Raw genomic sequence first — 11,532 nt, forward strand, 5'->3', positions numbered from 1 at the left:
TCGGTGGGCGATCCGAAGACCAACCTGTCGAAGCTGAGGGCGAGGATCGGCATGGTGTTCCAGAACTTCGAGCTGTTTCCGCACCTGTCGATCCGGCAGAACCTGACGATCGGGCAGGTGAAGGTGCTGGGCAGGAGCGAGGAGGAAGCCACCGAGAAGGGGCTGAAGTATCTTGACCGGGTGGGTCTGCTGGCGCAGAAGGACAAGTTTCCCGGGCAGCTGTCGGGCGGCCAGCAGCAGCGGGTGGCGATAGCGCGGGCCCTGTCGATGGACCCGATCGCGATGCTGTTCGACGAGCCGACCTCGGCGCTGGATCCGGAAATGATCAATGAAGTGCTGGACGTGATGGTGGGGCTGGCGCAGGACGGCATGACGATGATGGTGGTTACGCACGAGATGGGCTTTGCGCGCAAGGTGGCCAACCGGGTGGTGTTCATGGACCGCGGCTATATTGTCGAGGATTGCACGAAGGAAGAGTTCTTCGGCGCGCCGCGCTCGGAACGGGCGCGCGATTTCCTGGCCAAGATCATCACGCATTAAATAAGCCCGCCGCTTCGGCTCTACTGGCCGCTCCAGGTTTCACGGAGCGGCTTTTTTATTGGACATTGCATGGAGGAATGGAAGCGTGCCTGGCTCCATCCTGCACCGTCAAAGGTAAAATAGCGGCTCTTTCGAGGAAGCCACATCATGTCCAGCCCAGTTACTACCTCCCAGCCCTCCAGTATCACCCTGACCCGTCCGGATGATTGGCATCTGCATCTGCGCGACGGCGCTACGCTGGCCAGCGTTCTGCCGCATACCGCGCGCCAGTTCGCGCGTGCCATTGTCATGCCGAACTTGAAGCCGCCGGTCACCACCACCGAGCAGGCGGGGGCTTACCGGGAACGCATTCTGGCCGCTTTGCCGGCCGGGATGCAGTTCGAGCCGCTGATGACCCTCTACCTGACCGACAACACACCGCCCGATGAAATCCGCCGGGCGAAGGACAGCGGCTTTATTCATGCGGTCAAGCTGTATCCTGCAGGCGCCACGACCAACTCCGATGCCGGCGTGACGGCCTTGACTAAATGCTACAAAACGCTGGAAGTCATGCAGGAAGTCGGGATGCCTTTCCTCGTTCATGGCGAGGTGACTGATTCCGACATCGATATTTTCGACCGCGAAGCCGTATTCATCGACCGCGTGCTACAGCCGCTGCGTCGCGATATGCCGGCGCTGAAAGTGGTGTTCGAACACATTACAACCAGGGATGCGGCGCAATACGTGACCGAAGCGGCGGGACCGATTGCCGCCACCATCACGGCGCATCATCTGCTCTATAACCGCAACGAGATATTCAAGGGCGGCATCCGTCCTCACTATTACTGCCTTCCCGTATTGAAGAGGGAAGAGCACCGTCGGGAGCTGGTCAAGGTGGCAACTTCCGGAAACGAGAGGTTCTTCCTCGGTACAGACTCTGCGCCCCATCCGAAGGGATTGAAAGAACATGCCTGCGGTTGCGCCGGATGTTATACGGCATTGCATGCGATGGAATTGTATGCACAGGCATTCGACCAGGCAGGAGCGCTGGACAAGCTGGAAGCCTTTGCCAGTTTCAATGGACCCGCCTTCTATGGACTGGCGCGCAATACCGGCAAGGTGACCCTGCAGCGCGAGCAATGGACACTGCCTTCGGAACTGTCGATGGGAGATTCGACGGTCGTGCCGTTGAATGGCGGCGAGTCGATCGGATGGAAACTGCTTTGATTCATTGCCGTTCGGATGCCGTCGCAACCTGATAGACCTTACGCATGAATCCGTCCGCCTTCGCAACGATTGACTGGGACAGGCCATGGCTTGCCCCGGTCCGGGAACTGGGCACCTCCATACTCGGGGCCGGCGGCTACTGGCGTGATGAAATCAATGCCATCGCGGTGAAACGCGGCTTGTGCAATCATCGTGGCCTTCAGCTTCGTTTTGTGCCTCAGACAGACCTGCCTGACGACGTCGCGTACGAAAGCTTCATCAGTCAAACCGGCGGCGTGCCTACCCGTGACAATCTGCACGATTTTTTCAATGCGCTGATCTGGCTTCGCTTTCCCGTCATCAAGCGGCAACTCAACAGCCTGCAGGCAGCGGAACTTGCCAGGAATTCCGGCATGCCATCTCAAAGAGGCACGGCACGCGACGTTGCCACGATCTTCGATGAGAACGCCGCCATTTTCGTGACATCAGAGGCCGGGTTGATTGATGCCTTGCGTGGACATCGATGGCATGAGCTGTTTGTCGAACGGCGGGATGAGTTTGTCTCGGTCTGCGAGGTCAGGCTGTTTGGCCACGCCCTGATGGAGAAGCTGGTCACGCCGTTCAAGGCAATCACCGCGCACGCCTGGCCGATGATTGTCGATCGTCGGTATTTCTTCTGGAGTGCAGCCGAGCGGCAACGCTGGCTCGACGATGCAATCGCGCCATCTCTGCAGAGCGATATTACAATGCGCGCCTACAATCCCTTGCCCGTGCTCGGCATACCAGGATGGCATGAGCAGCAGGATGCCATCTTCTATGGCGACGCAAAGGTCTTTCGTCCCAAACGTCGAACCGATCAGGCAGCGACTCCATAGCGTACACGCAGCCGTCATGCAGGTGGACGCAGTGGTGAAGGATGCGTATCCAGGAGGAGTGCTGTCACAAAGCTAACCGCGTCGCATGCAACAAGGTATTTCTCGCGAGCCTTGCCAAAGGTCGAGCGGATAAGAGAATGAGAGCGGATTGCAGGCGACTGTACGACTGTACGGTCGCCTCGGCCGGCCTTGGGCGCATGGCGGCGTTGGTCGTTGCTGGTGTGGCCGCCAGACGGCGCTCCTCCCGCCTTGCCCTGCATCCCAAGGCAAACCGATGCTTCCTTACACTCACCGGCAATCCGCTCTAGGCGGTTTCGCCTTGAGCGGTCTAGGCCGAGGCACATTGCCGCTGAGACAAGGCGTGACGACTCCACATGAGCAAGCCATCGCAAGGAATCACAACGCAATGCCAGCGGCAGCCTGTACGGGATCGGCAGGCAGGTCAGGGTGAAACCGCTCTAACCGCTCAGTTCAACAAACCACCGGTAGGCGGGGTCTGATTAAGGGGCGAGCGACTCGGCATTGCGTTAAGGAGCGGAACGCATGCGTACGGACAGGACGCCGAGCACCGCAGGCGCGAATTCGGAGCGCGCAGCCGCTTATCAAACACAGCCTAGGGCGACCAACAAAAACAAAAAGCACCCGAAGGTGCTTTTTGTTTTCGAACCAAAGCGGGCTTGCGCCCGCAAATGATTAGAAGCGGTGACGGACACCGACGTTGATCCAGCTAGCGTCGCCGCCTGCTGCTGCGCCGCCGAATGTAGCTGCGCCATCGTTCTTGATGATGGAGTAGGAAGTGTACAGGTTAGTACGCTTGGACAGGCTGTGGCTGTAGCCGAGCTGCCAGTAGTCAGCGTCAGCTGCGCCACCTGCGAAACGGTCGTCGTGACGAACGTATGCAGCCATGATGCTGCCTGCGCCGATCGGAGCGCTTGCGCCGAGCATGTAGTCACGGCTGCGGCTTGTACGGAGGCCAGTTGCGCCTTCGTCGCGGTTGTCCGCGTAAGCTGCGTGAATAGCTGCAACGCCGAAGTTGAACGCGCCACCCAGCAGCATGGTGCGAGCATTGCCGGTGTCCACGCCAGCTGCAGTTGCTGTGTTCTGGTCATGATAAGCAAACACGCCGGTGATCGGGCCGTTGTTGTAGCCGACCGATGCGCCGATTTGGCGGCCGATGGAGCTGCTGCCGGCGACTTCACCCAGACCATATGCCAGCTGACCATTGAAGCCAGCGAAGCTTGCGGAATAGTTGATGGTGTTGTTCATGCGAACGCCGTACGGACGGAACACGGCGATGATGCCCGAGCCGTCGCCAGTCATGCCGGTGCCGAACGGATCGATGGAATCCAGTGCGCCGAAGATCGGAGTGTACTGACGGCCGAGCTTGACGGAGCCGAAGCCGCCGTTCAGGCCAACCCATGCCTGACGACCGAAGAGGAGGCCGCCCTGTGCTGCTGCGCCGGTGCTGATGTCATAGCCGTTTTCCAGCGTGAAGGAAGCGGACAGACCGCCGCCCAGATCTTCCGTACCCTTGAAACCGAGACGGCTACCGGACTGAACGCCGCTGGACATGCGAGTTGTCGATGCACCCGGATCAGTCTTGAAACGCTCGATGGCGACGTCTGCAACGCCGTAGATGGTGATGTTGGACTGTGCGGAAGCTACGCCGGCAAAAGCACCCAGAACTGCAAGCGCGAGAAGCGATTTTTTCATTGAATAATCCCCAAAGGTTTATCGAGCTAAATTTTTAGTAGTGCGTTCGGCGAGGCTGCCAAGGTAACGGCATCTGCCAGAAAGCTATGCTTCTTTAGAATTTAACTAAGAAGCCGATGGTTATTTCATCAAATATCAGGGCTAAGGACAAAGGGAATTTCGATTTTTACATCAGTTTGCGGCTTTTTTGTGGTGGCGCTGCAACGTCCTTGCCAATCGGCGTACTCGGAAACTGCTATGGGTGTTGCAATTATTGCATCGTTTCCAATTTGAAATTCCGGTTGTATAGCACTCTGAAAAACAAATGCGCAATAAAAAAGCCAGACTCCCAAGGAGCCTGGCTTCTGGCATATCAGAGAGATCCGACCGGGCTTGTGGCCCCGGGCCGGTCTTCCTCTGTTAGAACAGGTGGTTCACGCCGATCGACACGCCGGTGACATTCGAGAAAGCGCCGGCGCGCTGGATGCCCCAAGTAGCCGGATTGCTTGCGCCTGCGCCGGTGTAGGAGCTGCGATCGATGTCTGCGTACAGGTTGGTACGCTTGGACAGGGCATAGGTCGTGCCGATGATCCAGGTGTTGCGACGGACATCCGCGCCAGCTGCAACTGCATCCAGCTTGGTGCGATAGTAACCAACGGTCAGCTGAGCTGCCGGAGTGATGGACCAGCTGCCGCCAACCCATGCGTCATCAATCTCATTCGAGCCGCCAGCGACAACATCAGTTTCGTTTCTGGCGTAACCAGCTGCAACACGGAACGGGCCGGTCGTGAATGCGCCGCCGACTGTCCAGTTGGTTGCGTCGACGAAGGGGGCGCCTGCAGCTGCGGAGGCAGCGACTTCACGGCGTGTATAAGCTGCGCCTGCTGTGAATGGGCCACCTGTATAACCAAGGCCAACTGCCTGAGTCGAGCCGTTGCTGGTGCTGCCCGCAACTTCGCCCAATGCCCATTCTGCACGCGCAGTGATCGGGCCGAACGTGCCGGTGTACTGAATATCGTTATCCAGCCAAGTCAGGCCGCCGTTGCCAGCCAGCGGGACGATGCTGGTGAACTTGTAGGAAAACGGGTCATACAGTGCGATCGTCTTGAAGTTGACCGAGTACTGACGGCCAAGGTCCAGAGAGCCCCAAGCGCCGCCCAAGCCGACGAATGCGGAACGGTTGAACAGCCTGTTGGTGGCGTTATCAAGCGAACCTGTGCCGGAATTGAAGCCGGTTTCCAGTGTGAAGTGGGCATTCATGCCGCCACCCAGATCTTCGACACCTTTGAAGCCAAGACGGTTACGGTTGAAGTTACCGTTGCTGAATCCACCCATTTGAATGCGGCTATCGCCAGCAGCATTAGCATTGTTTGTATAACGCAGGCCAGCGTCGATGGAACCGTAGATGGTCACGCTGGTTTGTGCTTGAGCAGCACCTGCAAATGCACCAATGACTGCGAGTGCGAGAAGCGACTTTTTCATTAAATTATCTCCAAGGGTTGGCATGCTAAAATTTTTTTCTTGCCTTTTTCCTCAGCAGGCGCATTGGCAAAGCCTGCAGCGCTACTGGAACTTCCGACCTTCTGGTAAAGAAGTTAAGGTGATTTCATCAAATGTGGCCGCTTTGAGCAAAGGGAATTTGGCGTATATGACAATCTACCGGTGAATATGTGGTTCAACAACAACAGAAATTGCGCTTTTCATAGCGTATTTGCAATAAAAATCCATGGCGCCGCATCGCGTTTCGGTACGGTCGTACTAAATTTTTTAGGCTCACCATGCTGACTTATGCGCTTTCCCGATACAAAGAGAAGGTTTTGTAACGGGGGGCTGGAACATGTTTTTAATGATTCACGACAAGAGAGGTTTTTGATGGCGCACCTGGACGATGTTTTGATCGGGTTTGACAAGATGCTGCGCGTTGTCGCGGGCGTGACGCATGCGTCGCGACAGAATCCAGCGGCAAAAGTGATGGATGCCCAGTTACCCGAGTCAGACCGCCGCCATAGTGCCGGCCTGATGCGCGTCAATCACGTGGGCGAGGTTTGCGCCCAAGCCCTTTATGATTCTCAGGCGCAATTCGCCAAGAATGCACATTTGAAGGAACAGTTCAGGCAGGCGGGCAGGGAAGAGGAGGATCATCTAGCATGGACTTCCGAGCGGTTGCGGGAGCTCGGATCCCGCACCAGCCTGCTCAATCCGCTGTGGTATGTCGGCTCCTATGCCATCGGCGCAATTGCGGCTCGCATGGGTGATGCCCATAGCCTGGGTTTTGTTGTTGAAACGGAACGCCAGGTCGAAGCCCATTTGATTGAACATCTGGGAACGCTGCCGGCAAACGACAGCAAGTCACGCGTTATTGTCGACCAGATGCGGGAAGACGAAGCAGCACATGGCGCCCATGCAAAAGCATTGGGTGCAGCTGAAGTGCCGGCGCCTGTGCGCCTGGTCATGACGGCAATGTCAAAAGTGATGACAGGGACGGCGTATTACATCTGAAAGCCCGCGTTCTCCCGGCGCCGGCCTGGCATCGAAAGAACGCAGGAATTGTCGATGGGAATGCAGTTCAGGCTTCAGCGCCGCTTTCCGCGAGATCGTCGACTATCTCGAATGAATGCGTCATCTCAGCCGTCTTTTCCAGCATGATCGAGGCCGAGCAGTACTTTTCGTGTGATAGCTTGATGGCCCTTTCGACGATGTTCGGCTTGAGATTGCGGCCGCGCACGGTGAAGTGAAAGTGAATCTTGGTAAAAACCTTGGGATCTTTTTCGGCTCGCTCCGATTTCAGCGTAACGTCACAGCCGCGCACGTCCTGGTGGCTTTTCCTCAGGATGAGCACGACATCATAAGCGGTGCAGCCGCCGGTGCCGGCCAGAACAACTTCCATCGGGCGGGGTGCCAGATTGCGTCCGCCACCATCCGGCGCACCGTCCATCGTGACTACATGGCCAGATCCTGTTTCCGCCATAAAGGTCATTCCAGAAAGTCCGGTCCAGCGTACTGTGCATTCCATTTTCTACTCTCGCTCAAGTCGGAAGGCGGTATTGTAACTATTTTCAGACGGGTTCTATCGCAGGGCAGGGTGCCGATGCTCCCGGCATGGCGGAGGTCCATGTACGGTATCGCGAGCCGGCAAGGGTTCCTCGTATCAAGCCTGGCCCGCCGGACAGGCGCGCCTGTTTGCATGACCGTTCCGGAACAAGCGGGTCGACATGCCGCATCAACGCCAGGCATCCATGCGGGGTGCGATAATCATTTGACGGCAAGTCTTTGAAAAGGCTATACTTTCGGGCTTTCCGTTCGCTCAGGAAAAGACAACAAGGAAGAGTCCGGCATGCAGTATCGAACCGGAACCGCCAATTTGAGCGTTTTTATCTATTTAGGAAATCATCATGAAAACCTTTTCCGCTAAAGCCCATGAGGTACAGCGCGAGTGGTTCGTGATTGACGCAACGGACAAAGTCCTCGGACGTGTTGCCAGCGAAGTGGCACTCCGACTGCGCGGCAAGCACAAACCCGAGTTCACTCCCCACGTCGACACGGGCGACTTCATCGTCGTCATCAATGCAGGCAAGCTGCGCGTGACCGGCAACAAGGCTCAGGACAAAATCTATTACCGTCACTCGACTTATCCGGGCGGTATCTACGAAACCAATTTCCTGAAAATGCAACAGCGTTTTCCGGGTCGTGCGCTGGAGAAGGCGGTCAAGGGCATGCTGCCCAAGGGTCCGCTTGGCTACGCAATGATCAAGAAGCTGAAGGTATATGCCGACGGCACTCATCCGCATGCGGCTCAGCAACCCAAGCCACTCGAAATCTAAGGAACGGACATGATCGGTAACTACAACTACGGAACCGGCCGTCGCAAGAGTGCAGTGGCTCGTGTTTTCATCAAAACCGGCAGCGGCAATATCGTTGTCAACGGCAAGCCCGCTGCGGAATATTTTTCCCGCGAAACCGGTCTGATGGTGATTCGCCAGCCTCTCGAACTGACCGGCAATGTCGAGCGTTTCGACATCCTGGTCAACGTGCATGGTGGCGGCGAGTCCGGCCAGGCAGGTGCTGTTCGTCACGGCATCACCCGTGCACTGATCGACTATGATGCAGGCTTGAAGCCGGAACTGGCCAAAGCCGGTTTCGTCACACGTGATGCACGTGAAGTCGAGCGTAAGAAAGTCGGTCTGCGCAAGGCACGCCGCGCGAAACAGTTCTCCAAGCGCTAATCTGCGTTTTCAGAGCATCGAAAAGCCGTCAGGTATGCGCCTGGCGGCTTTTTGTTTTTCCGCTTGCAGTACTCATGCGGACGCGAGGCCGGGGCTAGGCTGGGTTTGATAAGCTGCTGCGCGTTCTGAATTCCGGCGTGCGGTGCTCGGCGTATTTTTCGTGTGCGTGCGGTGCCACTCCTCAACGCAACGCGACTTCGAACTGCTCGCGATGCTTATCAGACACAGCCCGGTGTCGGTGCCAGCAATATCGTTGTGCAACAGGAATTGCCAGCAAGCGGAAGCGTTCGGGCTGTTAAAATTTCAAAGTTGAAATCATTTTTGGCAAGGAAAGAACATGATCAAGGTCGGTATTGTCGGCGGCACTGGATATACGGGTGTAGAGTTGCTGCGTTTGCTTGCAGCCCATCCGCAAGCGCAACTCACTGCCATCACCTCGCGCAAGGAAGACGGCATGCCGGTGGCCGACATGTTTCCGTCGCTGCGTGGCCATGTTTCACTTGCCTTCTCTTCGCCGGACAAGGCGAAGCTGAATGAATGCGACGTCGTGTTCTTTGCCACTCCGCATGGCGTGGCGATGGCGCAAGCGCCGGAGTTGCTTGCTGCGGGAGTCAAGGTCATCGACCTTGCCGCGGATTTCCGTATCAAGGATACCGCCATGTTCGAAAAGTGGTACGGGATGCCGCACTCCTGTCCCGACCTGCTTGCTGAAGCCGTCTATGGCCTGCCAGAAGTCAATCGCGAAGCCATCAGAAAGGCGCGTCTGATCGGTTTGCCAGGCTGCTATCCGACATCAATGCAACTGGGTTATGCGCCGCTTCTCGCGCAAGGCAAGCCGCTGGTGAACGAATCCATGCTGATCGCGGATTGCAAGTCCGGGGTTTCCGGGGCGGGACGCAAGGCCGAAGTGCATACGCTGCTGGCCGAAGCGGCGGACAATTTCAAGGCTTATGGCGTCAAGGGCCATCGGCATCTGCCCGAAACCACACAGGGCCTGCAAGCCATCGCCGGCCGCAAGGTCGGGCTTACCTTCGTTCCTCATCTTGTCCCGATGATCCGCGGCATTCATTCAACTCTGTACGCCAATATCCTGCCCGAGGCCCGCGATGTGAATTTCCAGGCATTGTACGAAGCCCACTTCGAAGGGGAAAAGTTTGTCGACGTGATGCCGCCTGGCAGCCATCCGGAAACCCGCTCGGTGCGCGCGTCCAACAAGCTGCGGATTGCGGTGCATCGCCCGGATGGCGGAGATCTGCTCGTCATCCTGGTCGTTGAGGACAATCTGGTAAAGGGCGCCGCCGGTCAAGGGGTCCAATGCATGAACATCATGTTCGGTATTGATGAAACAACCGGCCTGACCCAGGTTCCGGTATTGCCGTAAGTAGTGCTGTTGATCAACTTTCTGTTGAATTCATATCGATGAAGTATCGGCTGTCGCGCCGTCGCGTTCCGATGGCGCTGCCCAAACTGACCGTGCAGCGTGCACTGCCCTGGCCGGTTCGCGCATTTTTTGTTGCCGTCATCGGCTTGGCAGGTGCTGCCGCGATGTGGGCGTTCGAGAACGGGCAGGTGCTTCCCGGTGCCGACCCGCATACATTTCGAGCCCAGTTATCCCGCTACAAGAGTCAGGTCGAAACCCTGAGCACGGAGCGGGACCAGTACTCGGCTACTGCCAATGCCGCTGAAAGCCAGCTCAACATCGAACGCTCGGCGCAAAAGCAGCTGGCGGCACAGGTCAAGGTGCTTGAGTCGGAAAACATTCGTCTCAAGGAGGATCTTGCATTTTTTGAAAGTTTGTTGCCGAACGCAACGGGTCCGCAAGGTATTACGATTCGCCGGTTGAAGATTGATCAAATAGCGCCGAACCAGGTAAGGTATCGTTTGCTGATCATGCAGGGAGGAAAGGGAGACCAGTTATTTACTGGAAATCTCCAGTTGACTGTCAATACGCTGCAGGCCGGCAAGAGTGCTATGATGGTTTTTCCGGAAGCCGCTTCCGCCGAGCAGGACAAATTCAAGCTCAGCTTCCGTCATTATCAGCGCGTTGAAGGGATCCTCACCCTGCCGGAAGGAAGCGTAGCAAAAATGGTACAGGCGCGTGTGCTCGACAAGGGACAGATTCGGGCGCAACTGTCCGCCAATTTTTAAAGGAGAGCCCCATGTTAGGCCGCAAAACAAAAGGCACGATCGACAGTCTGATTGGCATATCGACAAAAATCGAGGGAAACGTGCACTTCCAGGGCGGCCTACGCATCGATGGCCATGTGAAAGGCAACGTTATTGCGACTGGCGATGAACCGAGCATGCTGGTGATTTCCGAGCATGCCAAGGTCGAAGGCGAGGTCAAGGTGGCGCATCTGGTCGTCAACGGCGAAATCATCGGTCCGGTACATTCATCCGAACTGCTTGAATTGCAGCCACGCGCCCGCATAACTGGAGATGTGTTTTACAAGGCGCTGGAAATGCACGGCGGTGCAATTGTTTCCGGGAAATTGACACATGACCAAGTGGGCGAGCCGGTGCTCAAACTGGCGATGTCAAATACGTGAAATGCGCCAAGCGTCTATAATCAGGCATTGACCTTTGCAGGAGCTCCCATAATGAACGCAGTTACCGAAATGCCCGCACCGATCGTCTTCACCGATAGCGCCGCGGCAAAAGTTGCACAATTGATTGAAGAAGAAGGTAATCCGGATCTGAAACTTCGCGTGTTTGTGCAGGGCGGGGGCTGTTCGGGTTTTCAATACGGTTTCACGTTTGACGAAATCGTGAATGAAGATGACACCACCATGGTGAAAAATGGTGTCCAGCTGTTGATCGATTCCATGAGCTACCAGTATCTGGTCGGCGCAGAAATCGATTACAAGGATGACCTGGAAGGTGCACAGTTTGTCATCAAGAATCCGAATGCAACCACCACTTGCGGATGCGGTTCTTCATTCTCTGCATGAGAACCTTCTTTCCGATTCAGTAAAAAACGCAGGCTTGGCCTGCGTTTTTTGTTTTCTGCCGGATCG

The 11,532-nt window shown here is 56.6% G+C and carries 13 protein-coding genes; 10 read left to right on the forward strand and 3 right to left on the reverse strand.

Going from position 1 to position 11,532, the window contains the following annotated elements; all coding sequences use genetic code 11:
* The 3 genes from FH061_RS26500 to FH061_RS26510 form a co-directional block, all read left to right on the forward strand.
* Positions 1–540 (forward strand): amino acid ABC transporter ATP-binding protein (locus FH061_RS26500; RefSeq protein ID WP_151638840.1); only part of this gene is annotated, 540 nt, incomplete at its 5' end.
* Positions 541–687: 147 nt separating this feature from the next.
* Complete coding sequence (pyrC, locus tag FH061_RS26505) at positions 688–1,746, forward strand: dihydroorotase (protein WP_151638841.1); 1,059 nt, start codon at positions 688–690, stop codon at positions 1,744–1,746.
* A gap of 167 nt (positions 1,747–1,913) precedes the next feature.
* On the forward strand, positions 1,914–2,600 hold the full coding sequence (locus tag FH061_RS26510; protein WP_225984906.1) for a DUF3025 domain-containing protein: 687 nt from the start codon (positions 1,914–1,916) through the stop codon (positions 2,598–2,600).
* Between the two features lie 693 nt (positions 2,601–3,293).
* Here FH061_RS26510 and FH061_RS26515 read toward each other — a convergent pair.
* Both FH061_RS26515 and FH061_RS26520 read right to left on the reverse strand, forming a co-directional pair.
* Entirely contained in the window at positions 3,294–4,313 is a 1,020-nt protein-coding gene (locus FH061_RS26515; protein ID WP_151638843.1) for a porin, read from the reverse strand.
* A gap of 399 nt (positions 4,314–4,712) precedes the next feature.
* Entirely contained in the window at positions 4,713–5,774 is a 1,062-nt protein-coding gene (locus FH061_RS26520) for a porin (RefSeq protein WP_192805271.1), read from the reverse strand.
* Positions 5,775–6,164: 390 nt separating this feature from the next.
* Here FH061_RS26520 and coq7 point away from each other — a divergent pair, with 390 nt between their 5' ends.
* Positions 6,165–6,791 (forward strand): 2-polyprenyl-3-methyl-6-methoxy-1,4-benzoquinone monooxygenase, encoded by a 627-nt coding sequence (gene coq7, locus FH061_RS26525; protein WP_151638898.1) that lies wholly within the window; start codon positions 6,165–6,167, stop codon positions 6,789–6,791.
* A 67-nt stretch (positions 6,792–6,858) separates the two neighbouring features.
* On the opposite strand, the gene FH061_RS26530 is transcribed toward coq7, so the two are convergent.
* Entirely contained in the window at positions 6,859–7,305 is a 447-nt protein-coding gene (locus FH061_RS26530; protein WP_151638845.1) for an OsmC family protein, read from the reverse strand.
* 379 nt (positions 7,306–7,684) lie between these two features.
* Between FH061_RS26530 and rplM the strand changes: the two genes are divergently transcribed.
* From rplM to erpA, 6 genes are all read left to right on the forward strand, one after another.
* On the forward strand, positions 7,685–8,113 hold the full coding sequence (gene rplM / locus FH061_RS26535; protein ID WP_151638846.1) for a 50S ribosomal protein L13: 429 nt from the start codon (positions 7,685–7,687) through the stop codon (positions 8,111–8,113).
* Positions 8,114–8,122: 9 nt separating this feature from the next.
* Positions 8,123–8,515 (forward strand): 30S ribosomal protein S9, encoded by a 393-nt coding sequence (gene rpsI, locus FH061_RS26540; protein ID WP_151638847.1) that lies wholly within the window; start codon positions 8,123–8,125, stop codon positions 8,513–8,515.
* Between the two features lie 337 nt (positions 8,516–8,852).
* On the forward strand, positions 8,853–9,896 hold the full coding sequence (gene argC, locus FH061_RS26545) for an N-acetyl-gamma-glutamyl-phosphate reductase (protein ID WP_151638848.1): 1,044 nt from the start codon (positions 8,853–8,855) through the stop codon (positions 9,894–9,896).
* Positions 9,897–9,967: 71 nt separating this feature from the next.
* The gene (locus tag FH061_RS26550) at positions 9,968–10,663 is read left to right on the forward strand and encodes a DUF6776 family protein (RefSeq protein WP_225984907.1); all 696 of its coding nucleotides are present in this window, start codon (positions 9,968–9,970) and stop codon (positions 10,661–10,663) included.
* An 11-nt stretch (positions 10,664–10,674) separates the two neighbouring features.
* A complete protein-coding gene (locus FH061_RS26555; RefSeq protein WP_151638850.1) occupies positions 10,675–11,064 on the forward strand; it encodes a bactofilin family protein in 390 nt (129 codons plus the stop codon).
* 51 nt (positions 11,065–11,115) lie between these two features.
* Positions 11,116–11,466: an iron-sulfur cluster insertion protein ErpA gene (erpA, locus tag FH061_RS26560; protein WP_151638851.1), complete on the forward strand. Its 351-nt coding sequence runs from the start codon at positions 11,116–11,118 to the stop codon at positions 11,464–11,466.
* The last annotated feature ends 66 nt before the right edge of the window (positions 11,467–11,532 follow it).

Origin of the sequence: Noviherbaspirillum aerium (assembly GCF_008929045.1) — a bacterium.
Classification (GTDB): Bacteria; Pseudomonadota; Gammaproteobacteria; order Burkholderiales; family Burkholderiaceae_D; genus Noviherbaspirillum; species Noviherbaspirillum aerium.

Coding starts and splice junctions, on each gene's coding strand:
- pyrC (WP_151638841.1), top strand. CDS start 688: ATGTCCAGCCCAGTTACTACCTCCCAGCCCTCCAGTATCACCCTGACC.
- rpsI (WP_151638847.1), top strand. CDS start 8,123: ATGATCGGTAACTACAACTACGGAACCGGCCGTCGCAAGAGTGCAGTG.
- FH061_RS26515 (WP_151638843.1), bottom strand. CDS start 4,313: ATGAAAAAATCGCTTCTCGCGCTTGCAGTTCTGGGTGCTTTTGCCGGC.
- coq7 (WP_151638898.1), top strand. CDS start 6,165: ATGGCGCACCTGGACGATGTTTTGATCGGGTTTGACAAGATGCTGCGC.
- argC (WP_151638848.1), top strand. CDS start 8,853: ATGATCAAGGTCGGTATTGTCGGCGGCACTGGATATACGGGTGTAGAG.
- FH061_RS26530 (WP_151638845.1), bottom strand. CDS start 7,305: ATGGAATGCACAGTACGCTGGACCGGACTTTCTGGAATGACCTTTATG.
- FH061_RS26520 (WP_192805271.1), bottom strand. CDS start 5,774: ATGAAAAAGTCGCTTCTCGCACTCGCAGTCATTGGTGCATTTGCAGGT.
- rplM (WP_151638846.1), top strand. CDS start 7,685: ATGAAAACCTTTTCCGCTAAAGCCCATGAGGTACAGCGCGAGTGGTTC.
- FH061_RS26555 (WP_151638850.1), top strand. CDS start 10,675: ATGTTAGGCCGCAAAACAAAAGGCACGATCGACAGTCTGATTGGCATA.
- erpA (WP_151638851.1), top strand. CDS start 11,116: ATGAACGCAGTTACCGAAATGCCCGCACCGATCGTCTTCACCGATAGC.
- FH061_RS26550 (WP_225984907.1), top strand. CDS start 9,968: ATGGCGCTGCCCAAACTGACCGTGCAGCGTGCACTGCCCTGGCCGGTT.